The 19991-nt window shown below is 61.4% G+C and carries 20 protein-coding genes; 9 read left to right on the top strand and 11 right to left on the bottom strand.

Annotation, left to right across the window (positions count from 1 at the left end; all coding sequences use genetic code 11):
• Window positions 1-392: 392 nt before the first annotated feature.
• Entirely contained in the window at window positions 393-1586 is a 1194-nt protein-coding gene (locus tag ACR0AC_RS10595; RefSeq protein ID WP_480873216.1) for a Zn-dependent hydrolase, read from the bottom strand.
• 135 nt (window positions 1587-1721) lie between these two features.
• Between ACR0AC_RS10595 and ACR0AC_RS10590 the strand changes: the two genes are divergently transcribed.
• From ACR0AC_RS10590 to ACR0AC_RS10575, 4 genes are read left to right on the top strand one after another with little or no spacing between them, the layout of a single operon-like run.
• Window positions 1722-2372 (top strand): histidine phosphatase family protein, encoded by a 651-nt coding sequence (locus ACR0AC_RS10590; protein WP_480873214.1) that lies wholly within the window; start codon window positions 1722-1724, stop codon window positions 2370-2372.
• A gap of 24 nt (window positions 2373-2396) precedes the next feature.
• A complete protein-coding gene (locus tag ACR0AC_RS10585; protein ID WP_480873212.1) occupies window positions 2397-3011 on the top strand; it encodes a glutathione S-transferase family protein in 615 nt (204 codons plus the stop codon).
• Between the two features lie 14 nt (window positions 3012-3025).
• The gene (locus ACR0AC_RS10580; protein WP_480873210.1) at window positions 3026-4081 is read left to right on the top strand and encodes a saccharopine dehydrogenase; all 1056 of its coding nucleotides are present in this window, start codon (window positions 3026-3028) and stop codon (window positions 4079-4081) included.
• 3 nt (window positions 4082-4084) lie between these two features.
• On the top strand, window positions 4085-5227 hold the full coding sequence (locus tag ACR0AC_RS10575) for a saccharopine dehydrogenase family protein (RefSeq protein ID WP_480873208.1): 1143 nt from the start codon (window positions 4085-4087) through the stop codon (window positions 5225-5227).
• 121 nt (window positions 5228-5348) lie between these two features.
• Here ACR0AC_RS10575 and ACR0AC_RS10570 read toward each other — a convergent pair whose 3' ends face one another.
• The 4 genes from ACR0AC_RS10570 to ACR0AC_RS10555 all read right to left on the bottom strand — a co-directional run bounded on the left by ACR0AC_RS10570 (window position 5349) and on the right by ACR0AC_RS10555 (window position 7150).
• Window positions 5349-5522, bottom strand: coding sequence for a DUF1127 domain-containing protein (locus tag ACR0AC_RS10570; protein WP_480873229.1), 174 nt, complete (start codon window positions 5520-5522; stop codon window positions 5349-5351).
• A 76-nt stretch (window positions 5523-5598) separates the two neighbouring features.
• Window positions 5599-5826 (bottom strand): DUF1127 domain-containing protein, encoded by a 228-nt coding sequence (locus tag ACR0AC_RS10565; protein ID WP_480873207.1) that lies wholly within the window; start codon window positions 5824-5826, stop codon window positions 5599-5601.
• Between the two features lie 148 nt (window positions 5827-5974).
• Entirely contained in the window at window positions 5975-6292 is a 318-nt protein-coding gene (locus ACR0AC_RS10560; RefSeq protein WP_480873205.1) for a DUF3775 domain-containing protein, read from the bottom strand.
• An 87-nt stretch (window positions 6293-6379) separates the two neighbouring features.
• A complete protein-coding gene (locus tag ACR0AC_RS10555) occupies window positions 6380-7150 on the bottom strand; it encodes a DUF1365 domain-containing protein (protein WP_480873203.1) in 771 nt (256 codons plus the stop codon).
• 148 nt (window positions 7151-7298) lie between these two features.
• Between ACR0AC_RS10555 and ACR0AC_RS10550 the strand changes: the two genes are divergently transcribed.
• From ACR0AC_RS10550 to ACR0AC_RS10540, 3 genes are all read left to right on the top strand, one after another.
• On the top strand, window positions 7299-7955 hold the full coding sequence (locus ACR0AC_RS10550) for a sigma-70 family RNA polymerase sigma factor (RefSeq protein ID WP_480873202.1): 657 nt from the start codon (window positions 7299-7301) through the stop codon (window positions 7953-7955).
• A gap of 10 nt (window positions 7956-7965) precedes the next feature.
• Window positions 7966-8616 (top strand): ChrR family anti-sigma-E factor, encoded by a 651-nt coding sequence (locus ACR0AC_RS10545; RefSeq protein ID WP_170736263.1) that lies wholly within the window; start codon window positions 7966-7968, stop codon window positions 8614-8616.
• Between the two features lie 66 nt (window positions 8617-8682).
• A complete protein-coding gene (locus tag ACR0AC_RS10540; protein ID WP_170453705.1) occupies window positions 8683-9069 on the top strand; it encodes a hypothetical protein in 387 nt (128 codons plus the stop codon).
• 3 nt (window positions 9070-9072) lie between these two features.
• Here the strand turns inward: ACR0AC_RS10540 and ACR0AC_RS10535 are convergent, their stop codons facing one another.
• From ACR0AC_RS10535 to ACR0AC_RS10510, 6 genes are all read right to left on the bottom strand, one after another.
• Entirely contained in the window at window positions 9073-10302 is a 1230-nt protein-coding gene (locus ACR0AC_RS10535) for a DNA recombination protein RmuC (RefSeq protein WP_170623609.1), read from the bottom strand.
• Between the two features lie 57 nt (window positions 10303-10359).
• Window positions 10360-12216, bottom strand: coding sequence for a DNA mismatch repair endonuclease MutL (gene mutL, locus ACR0AC_RS10530; protein WP_480873199.1), 1857 nt, complete (start codon window positions 12214-12216; stop codon window positions 10360-10362).
• Window positions 12217-12504: 288 nt separating this feature from the next.
• Window positions 12505-13434 (bottom strand): metal ABC transporter permease, encoded by a 930-nt coding sequence (locus ACR0AC_RS10525; RefSeq protein WP_170623185.1) that lies wholly within the window; start codon window positions 13432-13434, stop codon window positions 12505-12507.
• Entirely contained in the window at window positions 13431-14636 is a 1206-nt protein-coding gene (locus ACR0AC_RS10520; protein WP_480873197.1) for a metal ABC transporter permease, read from the bottom strand. The genes ACR0AC_RS10525 and ACR0AC_RS10520 overlap by 4 nt, the downstream gene beginning before the upstream one ends.
• A 3-nt stretch (window positions 14637-14639) precedes the next feature.
• A complete protein-coding gene (locus ACR0AC_RS10515) occupies window positions 14640-15443 on the bottom strand; it encodes a metal ABC transporter ATP-binding protein (protein WP_170623189.1) in 804 nt (267 codons plus the stop codon).
• Between the two features lie 3 nt (window positions 15444-15446).
• The gene (locus tag ACR0AC_RS10510; RefSeq protein ID WP_170453652.1) at window positions 15447-16400 is read right to left on the bottom strand and encodes a metal ABC transporter solute-binding protein, Zn/Mn family; all 954 of its coding nucleotides are present in this window, start codon (window positions 16398-16400) and stop codon (window positions 15447-15449) included.
• Window positions 16401-16603: 203 nt separating this feature from the next.
• Here ACR0AC_RS10510 and deoC point away from each other — a divergent pair, with 203 nt between their 5' ends.
• On the top strand, window positions 16604-17602 hold the full coding sequence (gene deoC, locus ACR0AC_RS10505) for a deoxyribose-phosphate aldolase (protein WP_480626596.1): 999 nt from the start codon (window positions 16604-16606) through the stop codon (window positions 17600-17602).
• 47 nt (window positions 17603-17649) lie between these two features.
• Window positions 17650-19983 carry an aldehyde dehydrogenase family protein gene (locus tag ACR0AC_RS10500; protein ID WP_480873194.1) on the top strand — a complete coding sequence of 778 codons (2334 nt, stop codon included), beginning with the start codon at window positions 17650-17652 and terminating at the stop codon, window positions 19981-19983.
• Window positions 19984-19991: the final 8 nt, after the last annotated feature.

Raw genomic sequence — 19991 nt, 5'->3', positions numbered from 1 at the left:
CATCGGATACTGGACAGGCATCTCCCAGCCCGCAAAATCAACCAGCTTACCTCCCAACTCAACGTGCAAGGCGTACAAGGGCGTGCGTTTCGGTGAGGTCATGGCGAAAACCTTCTGTGGTTCAATTTGTCAGAACGCATATCCGCCAGTCTGACCAAAGTTGCATTTTTTGCAACGATTCAGCCCAGGATTTCCGGCCAGAGCCGCCACCGGACCGGCCAGTATACGGGTGCATGCATCCCTGATGTTCCTATAGGAAACTTTTTTCCGTTACGCAACACTCGCAAAACGATCACGGTGGCACAGCTTCGTGAAGATCCGCAGCGGAGGCCAAACCTGTATGACATAGCTTAGAATTTTCCACCATATATCAGTGAATTGGCAACCAAGTGTCAATTCTGACCGTTCAATTCGGCGACGGCATGTTCCAGCACCCGGAGACCGGCGATCAGGTCACTCTCAGCCGTGTCTTCGGCAAAATCATGGCTGATTCCGTTGATCGAGGGCACAAACAGCATCGCAACCGGCATCAGGCGTGACACGTTGGTGGCATCGTGCAAGGCCCCCGAAGGCATCTGTTGCCAATTGCCCGGCGCGACCTGCTCGGCACCCCGCTCTAACGCTCTGCGCAGCGTCTTATCCATGGCAACAGGCTCGAGCCCCAGCATCGTGCCGAAATGCAGCACCATCCCCAGTTCCACGGCCACGCTTTCGGCAGTTTCCCGGACGATATCTTCCATGCGGACCAGACGATCTGCATCGCCATCGCGCCATTGCGTCGAGAATCGCACCCGCCCCGGCACGATGGAGGAGGCATTGGGATGAAGATCCACGCGCCCGATGGTCCAGACGGTTTGCGGCGTTACCACATTCTGAAACCGATCATTCAGGCGCGCATTGAACAGGGAGAGGGCCTGAAACGCATCACGCCGCAGATGCATGGGTGTGGTGCCCGCATGGTTCTGCTGACCCTCGAACGTGATCGACATATCGCGAATGCCGACAATATCCGTGACAACGCCGATCTGCTGATCTGAGGCGTCAAGCGCAGGGCCCTGTTCGATATGCATCTCGATGAACCCGCTGAACCGGGAAGGGTCCACAAAGCCTTGTGAAAGGTCGGCCATACCCGATCGCGCCTCAGCAAATCGGACACCGGAGCCGTCGGTCAACGCATCCGCCTTCTCCAGCGGCAACCCGCCGGACCAGACCGCGGACCCGGTGGTGACGCCAAAGCGCCCCTCTTCATCCTGAAAACTCACGACCGAGATTGGGCGGTCGCTGGATCGCGCCACTTCAAGCGCAGCGATGACGCCCAGCGCGCCGTCCAGCCAGCCGCCTTCGGGCTGGCTGTCGGAATGCGACCCCATCAGCAAAGACGGGCTTTCTGCCAACCCGAACAAGTTCCCGACCGGGTCGAAATGCGGTGTCAGGCCAGCCTCGGCCATGCGCCCGGCCAGCCATTTCCGCGCGGCGATATCGACCTGTGAAAAGGCGGGACGGACCACCCCCTTGCCAACACCCGACGCGCCGAATGTGCGCAGCATGTGCAGATCGGACAAGAACCGTTTGTGATCGACTGGCATTGACCCCCTCCTACGCTATCCGCGCCGAACATAGCCACAAATGACCCCGCAGCGAGGATTTTTTCGGGCGGGCGCGAAACCCCTCTGGTCCCTGCATGGAACGTGCCCTAAGACGTCTGCGTAAGAGGGACCGACATGTCACATATCACTTTGGTGCGTCACGGGCAGGCCAACACGGCGGCGCGGGACGAGAAGAACTATGACAAGCTCAGCGATCTGGGGCATCAGCAGGCCCGCTGGTTGGGTGCGCATCTGCGGGACACGCGCAGCCATTATACGCGCGTCTATTGCGGCACCCTGACCCGCCACGCCGAAACCGCCGCCAGCATGGGGCTGAATGATCCGATCCGTGACGCGCGGCTGAACGAGATCGAGTATTTCACGATTGCCCAACTGTTCGAGGAGCAGCACGGCGTAGCGGTCCCCACAGATCGCGAGGGCTTTGTCGAGCACCTGCCCAAGACCTTCGCCGCCTGGGCCAAGGGTGACATCCAGAACGCGCCGGAAACCTTTGACCAGTTCGAAACCCGCGTTCGCGATGCGCTGCGCGACATCGGAACCGAGGGCGGGCCAGCCATCGTTGTCACCTCGGGCGGGTTGATCTCGATGGTGGTGCGGCAGGCGATGGGGCTGGACATACCATCCATGGCACGGGTGGCCCTTGCCATCATGAACACCTCGGTCCATCGTCTGCATCCGATCGGTGCGCAGCTGAGCCCGGTTCTGTTCAACGCGGTGCCGCATCTGGAAGCCCCCGACCGGCACTATGCCCAGACGCATCTGTGATCAGCACGGATATGGAGGTTCATGATGCAGCTTTACTATGCCCCACGCACGATTTCCGTTGCCGTTGCCATCGCACTGGAAGAGGCCGGGCTGGACTATGAGACCGTTCGGATCGACTTTGCCGCGGGCGAGCAGACCAAACCGGCCTATCATCAGATCAACCCCAAGGGGCGTGTTCCGGCGCTGGTGGTCGATGGTGGTATCCTGACCGAAACCGGTGCGCTGCTGGACTACGTTGCAGCAATGGCACCCGACGCAGGGTTGGTGCCGGATGATCCGGTCATGGCGGCACGGATGCGCGAGGTGATGTATTACCTCGCCTCAACAATGCATGTGAACCACGCCCACAAAATTCGCGGGCCGCGTTGGGCTGACAAGAAAGCCAGCTGGAAAGATATGAAGGACAAGGTTCCGCAGACGATGACCGCGTCCTGTGACTATATCTCGTCGAACGGGCTGCGCGGGCCGTTTGTGCTGGGCGATCAGTTCTCGCTGGCGGATGCGTATCTGTATGTCGTTTGCAGCTGGCTTGAGGGCGACGGTGTTGACGTCTCGGCCTTTCCCAAAATTCTGGCCTTCCGCGAGGCGATGGAGGCACGCGCATCGGTACAGGCGGTGCGGGCCGCCGGAATGCTCTGACAAAAGGACAACGCATGACACATCTCTGGGTCCGGGCAGAACAGCGCCCGAACGAGGAACGGGTGGGGCTGACCCCCGAAGGGGCCGCCGCCCTGATCGCGGCTGGTATCCACGTGACGGTCGAGGAAAGTTCGGTTCGCGCCATTGCGATTGATGGCTACAAGGCCGCCGGTTGCGAGATCGCTGCTGAAAATTCCTGGCCCGAAGCGCCGCTAGATGCGATCATCTTCGGCCTCAAAGAACTGCCCGAGGACGGCACCCCCCTGCCCCATCGCCACATCATGTTCGGCCATGCGTATAAGGGCCAGCATTCGGGCCGCGCGTTGCTGGAACGGTTCAAGGCTGGCGGCGGCACGCTGTATGATCTGGAATATTTGGTGGATGAGGATGGCCGCCGGGTCGCCGCTTTTGGCTACTGGGCGGGCTATGCCGGGGCTGCCGTCACGCTGAAAACATGGGCCGCGCAGCAACGCGGACAGCAATGCCCACCGGTTGGCGTCTATCCCGGCAAAGATGCGCTGAATGCCGAACTGCTGGCGGAACTGGACGCCACGGGCGCAAACCGCCCCCGCGCCATCGTCATCGGTGCCCTTGGCCGTGTCGGCACCGGGGCGGCGGATCTGTGCGAGGCGATGGGTGTTTCCGTCACCAAATGGGACATGGCCGAGACCGCCAGCGGCGGGCCGTTCCCCGAAATTCTGAACCACGACCTGTTCCTGAACTGCATCTTCGCCCGCCCCGGCACACCCGCCTTTGTCCCGCAAGAGGCCTTGACCGCCCCGCGTAATCTGACCGCTATCGGCGACGTCGCCTGCGACCCGGACAGCGATTACAACCCGGTGCCCGTGTACGACCGCGCCACCACATGGGACGCCCCCGCCCTGCGCGTGGCCACAGACCCGGTGATGGACGTGATGGCCATCGACAACCTGCCATCGATGCTGCCGGTCGAAAGCTCGCAAGACTACGCCGCGCAACTGCTGCCCTCTCTGCTGACGCTGACCGATCTGGACAGCGGCGTCTGGGGCCGGGCAGAAGCAACCTACAAAACCCATATCGAAGGGATCTGAACGATGACCATTCACTGGTGTGGCACCGGCCTGTCGGCCATCCCCGGCCTGCGCCGCCTGATCGAAGGCGGGCACAAGGTCACCGTCTGGAACCGGACCGTCGAAAAAGCCCAGGCCGAGGTCGGAGACCTGACCGACGACATCCGCGCCTTTGACATCGACGCCTTGGGCGCGGTTCTGGCAAAAGGCGACGTGATCGTTTCGATGCTGCCGGGCGACTGGCACGTGCCTCTGGCGGAACTGGCGATTTCGAAACAGGCCAACTTCGTCTCGTCGTCCTACATCGCGCCCGAGATGCGCGCGCTGGACGACAAGGCCCGCGAGGCCGGTGTGGCGCTGGTCAACGAGGTCGGGCTGGACCCCGGCATCGACCACCTGATGGCGCACGCGCTGATCGACGACTACCGCGCCTCGGACGCGTTTGATGCGGAAAACCACCTGAGCTTTATCTCGTATTGCGGCGGCATCCCCAAGCACCCCAACCCGTTCCGCTACAAGTTCAGCTGGTCGCCGCTGGGTGTGCTGAAAGCCCTGCGCTCACCGTCAAAATCGATCCGCGACTACGCCCCGCTGGACGTCGCCCGCCCTTGGGACGCCATCAGCAGCTATATCGCCCCGCTGCCCACGCCGGAAAGCTTTGAGGTCTACCCTAACCGCGACTCGATCCCCTTCATGGCGCAGTACCATTTCGAGGATCACTGGCCGGTCAAGGAATTCGTCCGCGGCACCCTGCGCCTGAACGGCTGGGCGGATGCGTGGGCGGATGTGTTCACGGAAATCGAGACCCTCTCGGGCGCGCAAGGCGACGCCCGCCTGAAAGAGATGTCGGACCAGTTCTGGACCGAAAACGCCTATGACGAGAGCGAGCCCGACCGCGTGGTCCTCTGCGTCGCCCTGAAGGCCGAGAAAGACGGCATTCCGGTCTGGCACAAAACCTACGTCATGGACGCCTGGGGTGACCAACGCGGCACCGCCATGGCGCGGCTGGTGTCGATCCCGGTCTCACTGGCCATCGAGGCCGTCCTGAACCGCGCCATCCCCGCAGGCGTGCACGCAGCCCCCAGCGATCCGAAACTGGTACAGGGCTGGATGGCTGAGATCGATACGTTGGCGCAGCATCTGCAAGTTGTGGATCATCTGGCCTAAGGCTGGTCACGACACCCGAAACACCAAATAGCCATTCCGTTTCGACTGGAATGGCTATTTGGTTTCAGCGGCTACCAAAGACAACGCAAGCTCTTTGACGTGGTCGCGTCGGACGGCCCCTTCAAATATAGCGCTGGATTGTGTCCTCGATATCACTTCGGTTAATGCCAAGCTCCGACAGCTCGTGATCTGACATCCGGTTCAACTCCTGAGCCGCACACACAATATCGGCACTGATCGCGCGTATCTTCATTGCGCGATCAAACAGTAAAAGGGCGCTTGCTGCGGGCGTCATTTCACTCACAGGGTTTCCGTCAAATATCTTTCAACCTCCCGACATGTTCCAAAACCAATGGTGTTCCGTTGCGCCTTCATCTGCGGAGGCGCGGGCCGTTGTAGGTATTGTCATATGCAATCTGGTTGATCTGACTGCGAGGGACGCCAATGTCCTGCAATTGACGGTCGCTTAGGTTTTCCAATGCACGGATGGCTTGTGCATATGTCCGACGCCGGCCGAGTTCGGTGCGGGCGTCTGCGTAAGTGGACATCAGGGAAGCAAGCAGGCTGTTCTGCGGTCTGGCAGTGTGCAAAAGTTCCATTTCTTTCTCCTCCTTGAACTCGGGCTTTCAGGCCGTCTGAATTCAAATAAAGGAGCGGGTCATTAACGAAACTACGCGGCCTCGTTAATGTTCGTTAACTTTTTGAGATGGGTGATCGCACCGTATCAAACCAGGGCGCTGGCCGAGGCTACATCAGATCATTCTCAACATCCTCAGCCGAAATCCCCAGCGCATCCAGCCCGTTCTCCAGATGATCCGACAGGTGCGGCGTGCCGATCAGGTAATCCGCACAGGGGGTGGAGGCTTCGGACTTGGCCGTTGCGATCGCTTCGGCAATATCCTCGGCGAAAAAGCTCTCGCGGCCGATCCACATGATGGCGACCAGTTCGGCCTGTTCGTCCTCGCTCATGCGGTCGACAAAGGCGCGCAATTCGCCCTCTGCCCGTTCCAGCTCGCGGCCCATCATGGCCACCTGGGCGACTTTTCTTGCCGAAATTTCCAGCATGTCTTCAGCTCCTCGTGTTCGCGGTTCACGGCCATCTGACCTGTTCGCGACGCTTGAGTCTTTGATCTTACGCAAACACGGCCCGCGCTAGCGCCGGACCCGCGATACCGGGTGATCGGGCACCGGAGCGGTGCGAAACGGGCGGAAACGCGCCTTTTTCAGCCACAGCTTTAGCGCCTGCCAGACGATCAGCGTGAATGTCCGCCGCGCCCCAAAAGGTCGGCGCAGCAGCGACCAAAGGATCGTGCGGTTGGTCAGCGGTTGACGTGGTCCGGTCAACGTGGCGATCAGGCCACCGCCCTTTCGCCCGTAATCGATCCAGACCCCAACCCGGTCGGGCCGATAGTCAAAGCGGAACGTGTACCTTCCTTCGATGACCTGAAAAGGCGACACATGCATCAGCTTGTCCGCTACCACCCGATCCGAAGGGTCGATCGGCACGAAATCCGGCTTGTGACAGACATAGCTGTGGCGGGTGCCATAGGTGTTCGTGACCTCGGCCACCACGGCGTACAGCTGATCCTTGCTGTCGAAGCAGAACCAGAAGCTGACCGGGTTGAACACATGGCCCAGCACGCGGGGCTGCGTCAGCAACGTGATCTGCGCGGGCTGCGGCACATCCATGTCATCGAACCGCGCCCGCAGCCATTGTGCACCGACACCCTGCCCCGGCTCTCCGCCATGGTCGGTGCTGCGCCAGTTGGTGACGTTTGCCCGGTCGATCGAGAACAGGAAAGGTGCCTCGGGGTCGGCCTCGGGGTCCAGCAGGATATAGTCGACCGAATAGCGAAATGCATTCCGGATCGCGCCTTTGCGTCCGTGATAGGTGTGACCTGCGATATGGTCGATTTTCTTCATTCCGCCGCGTATCCGCTGTGCCTGTAAACTGTTCAAATGGCGCTCTTTTCCGCGAACACCGTTTGTATCCAATACGAAATCTAGCGCAGATTGGATTATTTTGTCGCGCGAAAGTGATCCGTCTTGGGCCACCCACCGTAATGTGGTTATGTTTACCGAGATCAATACCGTGACCTTGGACGAACCCGCGGCCGAACGGGCCGCCCCTCAGCCTTGGCGCGCAAAGAAACGCATCAAGGGTAGACAGGTGAACGGAACGAAAGCCAGTTGCGACACCAGGACCGTGTGGGTGGATCATGTCCGGCGCATCCGGGACGCGCAGGATCAGGCGGCTTTTGCCGAGCTGTTCCAGCACTTCGCGCCACGCATCAAGGCGTTCCTGATGAAATCAGGATCAGACGCCGCGATGGCCGAAGAATGCGCGCAAGAGGTGATGGCGACCTTGTGGCACAAGGCCCATCTGTTCGATCCGGCACGGGCAACGGTGGCCACCTGGGTGTTCACCATCGCTCGGAACAAACGCATTGACGTGCTGCGCAAGCAACGCCGCCCCGAACCCGAAGAGCTGGGATGGGGACCCGAAGCCGAGCCGGATCAGGACGATGTCATTGCGTTGCAACAGGAAACCGCGCAACTGCGCAATGCCCTGTCGGCATTGCCAGAGGCGCAGAGACAGTTGATCGAGAAGGCGTATTTCGGCGATCTGAGCCATCGAGAGATTGCATCTGAGACCGGATTGCCGCTGGGCACGATCAAATCACGGTTACGGCTGGCGCTGGACCGCTTGCGCCACGCGATGAACTGAGATGAGTAAGATGAGCAACCCGATCAAACATCACCTGACGGACGATCTGCTGATGGCTTATGCCGCCGGCTCTCTGCCCGAAGCGTTCGACCTGATGGTCGCGACGCATCTGTCACTGTGTGACCACTGCCGCGCACGGGCCGAGAGCTTTGACGCTGTGGGTGGGCATGTTCTGGAAGAGCAATCCGATGCGATGAGCATGAGCGACACGTCACTGGCTGCCACAATGGCCCTGATCGCCCAAGGCGCACCGACCCCCAAGCCCGCCCGTCCGGGCTGCGCCGTCCTGCCGACCCCCCTGCAAGACTATGTCGGCGGAACTGTGGACGACATCAAGTGGAAGCCCATTGGTATGGGCGTCAAACAGGCGATCCTGCCGACCACAAACGAGGCGACCGCGCGGCTGTTGTTCATTCCGGCGGGTGTGGCCGTGCCGGATCACGGGCATAACGGCACCGAACTGACTATGGTTCTACAAGGCGCTTTTTCGGACGAAGTGGATCGCTTTGCTCGCGGCGATGTCGAGATCGCGGATGAGGAACTGGAACACACGCCGGTGGCGGATATGACAGAGGATTGCATCTGTCTGGCCGTGACAGATGCGCCGCTGAAATTCACCAAACTGGTGCCGCGTTTGCTTCAGCCCTTCCTGCGTATCTGAGCCACCGATTTCGCGCCCGCGAGAACACGCGACGTAAGGGGTAGGAATGTGATCCCAAGAATCCTGATGACATTGGCGTTTGTTTGTGTTGCCCCCATGGCCTCGGCCCAGATGAAGGCCGAGGTGCAGTTCGAGCCGGGCAATTTCGGCACGATGGTCAGCGGGACTGTCACTGGCGATGAGTATTTCGACTATTCGCTGGATGCGCAGGCCGGGCAAGAGATGTTCGCCGAACTTCAAGTCAGCGACACCAATGGAAATGGAGTGATTTATTTCAACATCCTGCCACCCGGCAGCGATGGCGTGGCGATCTACAACGGGTCAATTGAGGGCAACACCGCCCGGATCACCCTGCCCGCAGATGGAGACTATACAATCCGTGTCTATCTGATGGGCAACGACCGCGACTCGGGAAAGACGGTTGGGTACAATCTGGACCTGTCGATCCAATAGGCCCTAGCCTTCGGTCTTGCCCAACGGAACCACGTTTGTGTGATCGTCGGGGGCCAGTTCCTCGAAATCGAAATTGTCCAGCCGCTGCGCCCTGCGGCCCGCCTTTTCCGCGCTGATCTTAATTTCCGAGATATCCTTGGCCGCCTGTCCGAAATGCCGGTCCAGATTGGATACCCGGTCGCCCAGACGTTCCACATCCTTGTGCAGCAGGCCCAGTTCCTTGCGGATTGCCCCTGCCTGTTCCCGCATCCTTGCGTCTTTGAGGATCGCGCGCATGGTGTTCAGTGTCGCCATGCAGGTGGTGGGCGAGACGATCCAGACTCGTTTCGAAAAACTCTCCTGCACCAGTTCCGGGAATTTGGCGTGCAACTCGGCATAGACCGCCTCGGACGGCAGGAACATCAGCGCGCCGTCGGCGGTTTCGCCGTCCAGAATGTATTTCTCGGAGATATCGTTGATATGCTTGCGCACCGTGCTGCGGAACATCTGCACCGCCGCTTTCAACTCGGCGTCGTTGGTGGACGCGATCAGCGCCTCATATGCCTCGAGCGGGAATTTACTGTCGATCACAATCGGCCCCGGCGGGTTCGGCAGGTTGATCAGACAATCGGCGCGCCGTCCGTTCGACAGCGTCGCCTGCAACTGAAAACTGTCCGAGGGTAGCGCCTTGGAGACGATGTCGTTCAACTGAATCTCACCAAACGCCCCGCGCGTCTGTTTGTTCGACAGAATATCTTGCAGCGACAGCACATCGCCCGACAGTTTGGTGATATTGTCCTGCGCCTTGTCGATGGCGGCCAGACGTTCCTGCAACTGTGTCAGGGATGTTGCGGTCTGTTTCGATGAGCCGTGCAGCGATTCCTTCATCCGCTCCTGCATCTCGGCCAGCGCGCGCGCTGATTTCATCGCGTTATCGGCCAGCCGGTCATTCATCTGCTGCTGCACCGAGGACAGGCGCGATTCGACTGTCTGGATCACCTGCACCTGCGCGTTGGCCTGCGTGTCCGAGACATGCTGCAACCCGCCGCGCAACTGTTCCTGCCCCTGCCCCAACTGCTGCACATGCTGGCCCAGATGCGCCATCTGCCGCGCCAGCGGTTCCGTCATCCGGGCCGAGCGGTTGGCCGCCCGCAACGACAGGAACAACAGAAGCAGAATCAGCGCCACCACGCCCCCAACAGTCAGGACCACGGGGTCATTCAGCGCGTATTGGGTGCCTGCAATCTCGATCATGTCGCTCAATATGTTCTCGTTTTGTTTCGATCTTCTTAACGCGTTCGCAGCACCGGATCAACTGCGCCCGAACAGCCGTTCGATATCGCTGAGTTTCAGTTCCACATAGGTCGGTCGCCCGTGGTTGCACTGGCCGGAATGGGGCGTCGCCTCCATCTCGCGCAGCAGGGCGTTCATTTCCTCGGCGCGCATCCGGCGACCCGAGCGGATCGAGACATGACAGGCCACCCGGCTGAGGATCGCCTCGATCCGCGCCTGCACCATCTGGCTTTCGCCCTGATCGGACAGTTCATCAAGGATATCCAGTATCATCGCGCGGGCATCGACCTCACCCAAAATGGCCGGAGTTTCGCGCACGGCAATGGCCCCGCCGCCGAAGGGTTCCAATGTCAGGCCAAGCCTCGACAGGTCATCAGCCACAGCCATCAGGCGGGCGCAATCGCCCTCGGACAGTTCCACGATATCCGGGATCAGCAGCACCTGCGCCGCGACGCCGTTTTCGGCCATCTGGGTTTTCAGCTTCTCATAGACCAGCCGCTCATGCGCTGCGTGCTGGTCGACGATCACCATGCCATCGGCGGTCTGGGCGATTATGTAGTTCTCATGTACTTGTCCTCGTGCCGCGCCCAAAGGCAGGTCCTGCGCCGGTGGCTCTTCGGCGACCGGCGCGGCCGGACTCGGTTCGACAATGCTGCCGCTGTAATCATTGGCCAGTTCAGCAAAACCCGGAGACTGCGCGCGGTACGCGGCCTGCCGTGCTGCAGGAGAAGACCGGTCCATCTGATAAACCCGCGCGGGCGCAGGTTGCGCCGGTTCCGGACGCATCGCCCCCAAGGTCGCGTTGGCCACGGTCGAGGACGCGCGATGACCGGCCTCGGCCAGGGCGTGCCGCAGGGCGGACACGATCAGCCCCCGCGCCACACCGGGGTCGCGGAACCGGACCTCGGATTTGGCAGGGTGCACGTTCACATCCACAAGTTTCGGATCACAGTCGATGAACAGCGCCGCCGCCGGGTGACGGTCACGGCTAAGGAAATCGAAATAGGCCGCACGCAGAGCGCCGGTCAGCATCTTGTCACGGACGGGGCGGCCATTGACGAACAGATACTGCGCCACCGCCGCACCGCGCGAATAGGTGGGCAGCGCGGCATAACCGTACAGACGGATACCCTCGCGCGTGGCGTCGATCCGCAGGGCGTTTTCGGCGAACTCGCGGCCAATAACGCGGGCCAGACGGGCGTGCAGCGCGTCGAACAGATCGCCATTCTCGCGGTCGGCGCGGAAGGTCACCCGCCCCTCGCCCCCGCCCGAGACATCGCGCAGGGTGAAGGTCACAGCCGGTTCGGCCATGGCCAGACGTTTGACGGTATCGGTGATCGCCTGCGCCTCGGCCCGGTCGGTGCGCATGAACTTCAACCGGGCGGGCGTGGCGAAGAACAGATCGCGCAGTTCGACAACGGTTCCTGCGCGCAGAGCGGCGGGTTTGACCGCCTCAGCCTTGCCGCCCGCAACATGGATTTGCGCAGCCTCGGCCCCAGGCACCCGGCTGGTGATCGTCAACCGACCCACGGCGCCCAGTGATGGCAGCGCCTCACCCCGGAACCCGAATGTGTGGATATTCAGCAAATCCGACCCATCGATCTTCGAGGTCGCATGCCGCGACAAAGCCAGCGGCAGATCATCCGGCGCGATGCCGCAGCCATCATCGGTGACCCGGATCAGGGTCTTGCCGCCATCGGCAATATCAATGGCAACCCGTGTGGCCCCGGCATCGATTGCGTTCTCGACTAGCTCTTTCACGGCCGAGGCCGGACGCTCCACCACCTCGCCTGCCGCGATTCGATTGATCGCAGCTTCGTCGAGTTGCCGGATGACAGGGCGAATGTCGCTGATATTGGGGTTTGATTGCGCCATACCACCACACCTAGCATAGCCGCACGCGATTCTGCCACCGGTTTGAACGGTGATTCAGCTTGGATTAGCGTTCAGAGAGGGGGAAGTCCGGGCAATCGACGGCGGGCGCATTCGCTGGCCTCGCACCGCAACTGCCCGGACATGCCGAAGTGAGTGGTAGGTATTCAGCCTTCAATGAACACGATCTAACACGCGCTTGCCTAAAAGGCTTATTAAGACTGTCGCTTTGGCCGTCTTGGCAGAGTTCAGCCGATGACCTGCGGACAGCACTGGCAGGAAAACGCCAATTCACGCAGTCGTGTGCGCCCCGACCCGCGTCCGACATGGACCAAAGATTGCGGTCAGGGCCAGGATCAACCCGGACATCGTGGCGATCATGCCTGCGGCGCTGACAGCATCCGCCGCACCCAGCCAGAGCGGGCCGTAGCCCGCCAACACATAACCCGACACGGCTGAAATTACCGCAAAACCAACGCTCCACGCGATTTGGGTTTCCAGCCGGTTGGTCATCATCCGGGCCGCTGCGGGCGGGCAGATGAACATGGCGATCACGATGATCGACCCGACCGCATCAAACGCGGCGACCGCTGCAATCGCCGCCACGATCACCAGGGCCAAACCCAACGCATTGGTGCGGATGCCCATGGTGCGTGCGAACCCTTCGTCAAAGGTCGAGATTTTCAGCGGACGCCAGAACAGGAAGGTGAACAGCAGAACGCCCAGCAGAGCAATGGCGATCCGGGGCAGTTCGGGCGGCAGGCCCGCCAGCGCCTGCCAATCCCAAAGCGAGGACCAGCCGGTTGCATCCAGCCAGATCAGGCTTTCCAGATTGCCGTAAAGCGCATGTTCCACATCCAGATGCACGGTCGAAGTGTCGGTCTGCTCCAACAACAGCACGCCCGCTGCAAACATGGTGGTAAAGACCACGCCCATGGCGGCCCCCGGTTCGATCTGACCCAGCCGCCGGATCGCCTCGATCAGGATCACGGCCACAATCGCCGCGCCCGCCGCGCCCAGCATCATGGGCCAGGTCGAAATCGCTCCGGTCACCAGAAAGGCCACGACAATGCCGGGCAGGACCACATGGCTGATTGCATCCCCGATCAGGGCCTGTTTGCGCAGCACCAGAAAGTTGCCGGGCAGCGCGCAGGCAATGGCCGCAAAGGTACCGATCAGCAGCGGCGTCAGGGACAGGGGGACAAATTCCTCACCGCTCATGCCGGAACCTCCTGCGGGTTGCCGATCCGGCGGTCGATGTCAGCGATCTGGTCGCGGGTCAGCACGGTTTCAATGTCGCGCAACCCGTCATAGAGCGCCGCCGTCGCCTCATGCGCTTGGTCCGCGCGCACGATCTCCCACCGTTTTTCGTCACGCAGGGCCTTGGCGGCGCGGGCCTTTCCGGCCTCGGTCGCCACCCCGTCGGCGCGGACCAGATCGGCGCGGCGCAGCAGGCGCAGGGTCAGCGGTTCGTAGATCTTTTGACCCTGCGCCAAGGCCAGCAACCCCTGACGGATGTGAACGCGGCGCTGGAAACGCAGGTGACGCAGCACAGCCGCCAACACACCGCGCACCGGCGCAAAGAACAGTGACAGAACGAAGAAGCCGAAACTGACCAGAACGATGATCGGCCCGGTCGGCAGGTTTGGCGCGGTTGCAGACAGGGCGGCCCCAATATAGCCCGCCAATCCACCTGCCAGACCGGCCAAAGTCACCACGTGGTCTGACCGTTCCGACCAGAACCGGGCAGTGACCGGAGGGATGATCAGCAAGGCGACAATCAGGATCAGGCCGACGATCTTCAGACCAACCACAGTCACGGCCATAACAAGGCCCATCATGGCAAGATCGATGCGATGCACCGGCAGCCCTCGGGCCGCTGCGTATTCGGGATCGAAGGCAACCAATGTCATGGGGCGGCGCAGGATCAGGACCAGCACCAGCGTAGCCGCACCGCCGATGGCGATGATCAAGGCATCCGCCCATAACATCCCGGCGGTCGAGCCCAGCAGGAACCCCTCAAGCCCCGCCTGACGGCCAACGCCCATGGTTTGAATGACTGTCAGCAGGACGATGCCAAAGCCAAAGAACACCGACAGGACCGCGCCAATCGCAGCATCTTCGGCCAGACGCGTGTGGCGGGTCAGCCGATTCATACACAGCAGGCCAATCCAGGCCGAGACCGCAGATCCGGCCAGCAGACCCAGAAGATTGCGCCCATCCCCGCCCAACGCCACCATCACCATGAAGGCCAGACAGACGCCCGGCAGGGTCGCATGGCTGATCGCATCGCTGACAAGTGCACGTTTGCGCAGAAACAGGAAAGTCCCGGTCACTCCTGCCGAGACGCCCAGCAAACTCGCACCGATAGCAACCAGCGTGGCGTTATAGCCAAGCTGCAGACTCAGAGCATCCCAGAGCATGTGTTACCCCAGCGCACGCGAAATCTGGTCGATTTGCGCGGTGGCCAGACGGCCCCCATAGGCGGATTGCAGGGTTTCGGCGGTAAACGCCTCGGCCACCGGGCCTTCGGCAACCTTGCGGGTGTTGATCAGGAAGACATGATCGAAATAGTCGGTGACGGTGGCCAGATCGTGATGCACGACCACGACGGTTTTGCCCGCCTCTTTCAGCGATTTCAGCACCGCGATGATGGCCTTTTCGGTGGCCGCATCAACCCCGGCAAAGGGTTCGTCCAACAGATACAGGTCAGCGTCCTGAGCCAGCGCGCGGGCCAGAAACACGCGCTGTTGCTGCCCCCCCGAAAGCTGCCCGATCTGACGATCCGCAAAATCGCGCATGCCCACGCGGTTCAGGCAATCCATCGCCGCCGCCTTATGGCGCGCGCGGACGCGGCCCAGCAGGCCCAGCTGCCGGGACAGACCCATCAGGACCACATCAATCACGCGGGTCGGAAAGTCCCAATCAACACTGGCCCGCTGCGGCACATAAGCGATCCGGGCACGCTGCGCCTCAAGCGGTTCGCCAAACACCGTTACCCGGCCCGACAAAGGGGACACGATCCCAAGCGCCGCTTTCAGCAAGGTCGATTTCCCGGCCCCGTTCGGGCCGATAATGGCTGTCATGGCCCCCGGCTGAACGGTCATGTCCACCGAAAAGACAGCCGGTTTCTGCCCGTAGGACACAGTCAGACCCCGAATGGCCAAGGGGCTGTCGCCTATGCTGTGCTCAACGACCGAGACACCCTTATCTGTGGCCAGTTCAAGCATCGCTCAGAACCCCGCCGACAATCTGCCGTTCAAACCGCGTTCCGGTACATCGGCCCCCAACGCCCCACCAATCACCGTGATGTTGTGATCCAGCATGCCGATATAGGTGCCCTCATACGTGCCCGGCTCGCCCATTGCATCCGAGTACAATTCGCCACCCACAGTCACCTCATGACCCTTGGCCGCAGCCCCTTCGATCAGCGCGCGCATCGAGCGGTCAGAGACCGAACTTTCCACAAAAACAGCGGTCAACTTGCGGTCCACCAACGTATCGACCAGTTCTCCGATCCGGTTCAAACCAGCCTCGGACTGGGTCGAGATGCCCTGAACGCCCATCACCTCGTAACCATAGGCCGCGCCGAAATAGCCAAAGGCATCATGGGCTGTGACCAGCACGCGGTTGTTTTCAGGCACGGCAGTCAAAACCTGATCAGCATAGGCTGTCAAAGCATCCAGTTCGGCTAAATGCGCGGTTGCATTAGCGGCAAAAACCTCTGCCGCTTCGGGGCGCGCCTCGGTCAGTGCTGCCTGAACCACGGTCACCACATCGCCCCAAAGGGTCGGGCTCATCCAGACATGCGGGTCGTATTTGTCGGCGTAATCGTCATGGGCGCGCAGCTTGGTCTTGTCGATGCCTTCGGCCACCGCGATCACGGTCTGTTTGCGTCCGAGATCGCCGAAAAAATCTTCCATTTGCGCTTCGAGGTAGAGACCATGCCACAGCACAAGATCGGCTCGGGTCATCGCAACGATGTCACTGCGGGTCTGGCGATAGGCATGCGGGTCGACGCCGGGACCCATCAGGCCTTTCACCTCGACCTGATCGCCGCCGACCTGTCGCACGGCATCCGCGATCATCCCGGTGGTAGCGACAACTTTCAGCGGTGCCTCCGCCCACGCGGCGAACGGCATCGATGCGGCAAAAGCCATGGCAGCAAGAAAACTGCGACGAATCATGTTCAGACCCCAGATTAGGTTCCGTGTTGAGATTGAATATGAGAACCATTCGCAACTAAGTCAACGCAATTGCGAATTATTCGCAACAAAACCTGCAATTATTTTTCCAAATGGTCAAAAAATTTGCACCCAAGCGCACCTGATACCTTCCATTTGCGGGCGTCCCGTGCGATTTTGGCGCAAACCTCCCAAAGGACGTGATGATGGATACGCAGAGCTCAGAAAGCCCCGTGCGCACCGCGCATCTGCCGCAAGTGACCGAACCCAGAAACCCCGGTATGGAGCTTGATCTGGACTGGGTCCGCGCGGTGCAGGCCAATACCTCGGCCATTGAACGGCGCGCGGCGACCCTGCCGGGTCGGCGGTCGGTGAAGAAAGAGTATCAGGCGGCGTGGCTGCTGAGGGCGATCACGATGATCGACCTGACCACCTTGTCGGGCGATGATACGGTCGGCCGCGTGCGCCGCCTGTGCGCCAAGGCGCGGCAGCCGGTTGCGTCGGCCACACTGCAGGCGCTGGACATGCCACCGATCACCACCGGGGCCGTTTGTGTCTATCACGACATGATCGACACGGCGGTTCAGGCGCTGGAAGGCACCGGTATTCCCGTCGCGGCGGTTTCTACCGGCTTTCCCGCCGGATTGTCGCCCTTCCACCTGCGCGTGGCCGAGATCGAGGAAAGCGTCAAAGCCGGGGCCGAAGAGATCGACATCGTCATTTCACGCCGTCAGGTCCTGTCGGGGGACTGGCAGGCATTGTATGATGAGATGAAGGCGTTCCGCGTGGCCTGTGGCGATGCCCATGTCAAAGCCATTCTGGCGACCGGCGAACTTGGGTCGCTGCGCAACGTCGCCCGCGCCTCGCTGGTCTGCATGATGGCGGGGGCGGATTTCATCAAGACCTCGACCGGCAAAGAAAGCGTCAACGCCACCCTGCCCGTGTCGCTGGTGATGATCCGGGCGATCCGGGATTACTATGACCGCACCGGATATCGCGTTGGCTACAAGCCTGCGGGTGGGATTTCCAAGGCCAAGGACGCGCTGGTCTACCTGTCGCTGATCAAGGATGAGCTGGGCGACCGCTGGCTGGAACCCGACCTGTTCCGCTTTGGTGCATCGTCGCTGCTGGGCGATATTGAGCGGCAGTTGGAACACTATGTGACCGGGGCTTACTCGGCTGGGTACAGACATTCCATGGGCTGAGCCCGTGGACAGGTCTGGACAGCGAGTATTTGGGAAAAGATGAAGCAATGACAGTCAAAGAGATTTTCGAGACCATGGACTACGGCCCTGCCCCAGAAAGTGCTGCCGAGGCGCTGGCCTGGCTGGTCGATCAGGGCGACAAGTTCGGTCACTATATCGATGGGGCCTTCACCAAGCCCGGCAAAGGGTTTGACAGCCGCAACCCGGCGACCGGAGAGGTGCTGGCCAAGCTGACGCAAGCCAAACAGGGTGATGTGGACGCTGCCGTTGCCGCCGCCCGCAAGGCGCAGCCGAAATGGGCGGGTCTGGGCGGCGCTGGTCGTGCACGATACCTCTATGCCATTGCGCGGCTGCTGCAGAAACATTCGCGCCTGTTTGCGGTTCTGGAGAGCATGGATAACGGCAAACCGATCCGTGAATCGCGCGACATCGACATCCCGCTGGCGCAGCGGCATTTCTATTACCACGCAGGCATGGCGCAGTTGATGGAAAGCGAATTGCCCGATGCACAGGCTTTGGGCGTGTGCGGTCAGATCATCCCGTGGAACTTCCCGCTGCTGATGCTGGCATGGAAGATCGCGCCCGCGCTGGCGATGGGGAATACGGTGGTTCTGAAACCGGCCGAATATACCTCGCTGACCGCTTTACTGTTTGCTGACATTTGCTCGCAGGCTGGGCTGCCCAATGGTGTGGTGAATATCGTCACCGGCGATGGGGCTGTGGGTGAGATGATCGTGGCCGCAGACGTGGACAAGATCGCCTTTACCGGATCGACCTCGGTGGGGAGGCGCATTCGCGAGGCGACGGCAGGTTCCGGCAAGGAACTGACGTTGGAGCTGGGCGGCAAGTCGGCTTACGTCGTGTTCGATGACGCCGACATCGATTCCGCCATCGAAGGTCTGGTGGACGCGATCTGGTTCAATCAGGGTCAGGTCTGTTGTGCCGGCTCCCGCCTGCTGGTGCAGGAAGGCATCGCCGACCGTTTCCACGAGAAGCTACGCTCCCGCATGGACGGGTTGCGCATCGGCGATCCGCTGGACAAGTGCATCGACGTCGGCGCGGTTGTGGACCCGGTGCAGTTGCAGACCATCAAGGGCATGGTCGAAAGCAACACGGTGGGCCATGTCCATCAGGCCGCCTGTGACCTGCCCGCAAATGGCTGCTACTACCCGCCGACGCTGATTTCGGGGCTGGAGACCTCCGATCCGCTGATGCAGGAGGAGATTTTTGGCCCGGTGCTGGTGTCCTCGACCTTCCGCACGCCGGAAGAGGCGGTGGAACTGGCCAACAACACCCGCTATGGGCTGGCGGCGACGGTCTGGACCGAGAATGTGAACCTCGCGCTGGATATCGCGCCCAAGCTGGTTGCGGGTGTGGTCTGGGTGAACGCGACCAACCTGTTCGATGCTGCGGCCGGGTTCGGCGGGGTGCGCGAAAGCGGCTTTGGTCGTGAAGGCGGCTGGGAAGGTCTGACGGCCTACACCAAACCCAAGGGCAAGGCCAAACCTTTGGCCAAGGTCGAGGCGGCGACCGGCGAAGGCACTCCGGTCGATCCCATCGACCGCACCGCCAAGATGTATGTGGGTGGCAAGCAGGCGCGGCCCGATGGCGGCTATTCGAAACCTGTCTGGGGCAAATCCGGCCTGCTGGGCCATGTGGGTCTGGCCAATCGCAAGGATGTCCGCAACGCGGTTGAGGCTGCGGCGGGGGCCAAAGGCTGGTCCAAGACCACCGGCCATCTGCGGGCGCAGATCCTGTATTACATCGGCGAGAACCTCTCGGCCCGCGCCGGTGAGTTCGCCGCGCGGATCGACGCCATGACCAGCAAAAAGGACGGCGCGAAAGAGGTCGAAGCCTCGATCCAGCGCCTGTTCACCGCTGCCGCCTGGGCCGACAAATATGACGGTCAGGTGCATGGTGTGCCGATCCGGGGCGTTGCCATTGCGATGAAAGAACCCGTTGGCGTCATCGGTGCGCTGTGCGCGGATGAGGCACCGCTACTGGGTCTGGTCTCGGCCATGGCCCCTGCGATTGCGATGGGCAACCGGGTGGTTCTGGCGGCGTCCGAGCCCTATCCGCTGGCGGCGACGGATTTCTATCAGATCCTCGAAACCTCGGACGTGCCCGCTGGCGTGGTCAACATCCTGACCGGCAGCCATGCGGAACTGGCGAAACCGCTGGCCGCACATCTGAACGTGGATGCGGTTTGGTCCTTCTCATCCACCGATCTGTCGGCGCAGATCGAGGCGGCATCAGCCGGGAACCTGAAACGCACATGGGTCAATAACGCGACGGCAGTCGATTGGGGCGTAGACCATTCCCGCCGCTTCCTGCAAGCTGCGACCGAGGTGAAGAACATCTGGGTGCCCTACGGCGAGTAGGGCTCCCG

The organism is Ruegeria sp. H7 (genome assembly GCF_056532945.1).
The sequence above is the reverse complement of the archived record's forward strand: the minus strand, read 5'-3'. Positions and strand labels throughout refer to the sequence as shown.

What these genes read in the sequence shown, in the direction of transcription:
- deoC (WP_480626596.1), top strand. Translation starts at nt 16,604, where the DNA reads ATGGATACGCAGAGCTCAGAAAGCCCCGTGCGCACCGCGCATCTGCCG.
- ACR0AC_RS10560 (WP_480873205.1), bottom strand. Translation starts at nt 6,292, where the DNA reads ATGCTGGAAATTTCGGCAAGAAAAGTCGCCCAGGTGGCCATGATGGGC.
- ACR0AC_RS10545 (WP_170736263.1), top strand. Translation starts at nt 7,966, where the DNA reads ATGAGCAACCCGATCAAACATCACCTGACGGACGATCTGCTGATGGCT.
- ACR0AC_RS10520 (WP_480873197.1), bottom strand. Translation starts at nt 14,636, where the DNA reads ATGCTCTGGGATGCTCTGAGTCTGCAGCTTGGCTATAACGCCACGCTG.
- ACR0AC_RS10590 (WP_480873214.1), top strand. Translation starts at nt 1,722, where the DNA reads ATGTCACATATCACTTTGGTGCGTCACGGGCAGGCCAACACGGCGGCG.
- ACR0AC_RS10550 (WP_480873202.1), top strand. Translation starts at nt 7,299, where the DNA reads ATGTTTACCGAGATCAATACCGTGACCTTGGACGAACCCGCGGCCGAA.
- ACR0AC_RS10555 (WP_480873203.1), bottom strand. Translation starts at nt 7,150, where the DNA reads ATGAAGAAAATCGACCATATCGCAGGTCACACCTATCACGGACGCAAA.
- ACR0AC_RS10585 (WP_480873212.1), top strand. Translation starts at nt 2,397, where the DNA reads ATGCAGCTTTACTATGCCCCACGCACGATTTCCGTTGCCGTTGCCATC.
- ACR0AC_RS10540 (WP_170453705.1), top strand. Translation starts at nt 8,683, where the DNA reads ATGACATTGGCGTTTGTTTGTGTTGCCCCCATGGCCTCGGCCCAGATG.
- ACR0AC_RS10515 (WP_170623189.1), bottom strand. Translation starts at nt 15,443, where the DNA reads ATGCTTGAACTGGCCACAGATAAGGGTGTCTCGGTCGTTGAGCACAGC.
- ACR0AC_RS10500 (WP_480873194.1), top strand. Translation starts at nt 17,650, where the DNA reads ATGACAGTCAAAGAGATTTTCGAGACCATGGACTACGGCCCTGCCCCA.
- ACR0AC_RS10575 (WP_480873208.1), top strand. Translation starts at nt 4,085, where the DNA reads ATGACCATTCACTGGTGTGGCACCGGCCTGTCGGCCATCCCCGGCCTG.
- ACR0AC_RS10595 (WP_480873216.1), bottom strand. Translation starts at nt 1,586, where the DNA reads ATGCCAGTCGATCACAAACGGTTCTTGTCCGATCTGCACATGCTGCGC.
- ACR0AC_RS10535 (WP_170623609.1), bottom strand. Translation starts at nt 10,302, where the DNA reads ATGATCGAGATTGCAGGCACCCAATACGCGCTGAATGACCCCGTGGTC.
- ACR0AC_RS10510 (WP_170453652.1), bottom strand. Translation starts at nt 16,400, where the DNA reads ATGATTCGTCGCAGTTTTCTTGCTGCCATGGCTTTTGCCGCATCGATG.
- ACR0AC_RS10525 (WP_170623185.1), bottom strand. Translation starts at nt 13,434, where the DNA reads ATGAGCGGTGAGGAATTTGTCCCCCTGTCCCTGACGCCGCTGCTGATC.
- ACR0AC_RS10570 (WP_480873229.1), bottom strand. Translation starts at nt 5,522, where the DNA reads ATGACGCCCGCAGCAAGCGCCCTTTTACTGTTTGATCGCGCAATGAAG.
- ACR0AC_RS10565 (WP_480873207.1), bottom strand. Translation starts at nt 5,826, where the DNA reads ATGGAACTTTTGCACACTGCCAGACCGCAGAACAGCCTGCTTGCTTCC.
- mutL (WP_480873199.1), bottom strand. Translation starts at nt 12,216, where the DNA reads ATGGCGCAATCAAACCCCAATATCAGCGACATTCGCCCTGTCATCCGG.
- ACR0AC_RS10580 (WP_480873210.1), top strand. Translation starts at nt 3,026, where the DNA reads ATGACACATCTCTGGGTCCGGGCAGAACAGCGCCCGAACGAGGAACGG.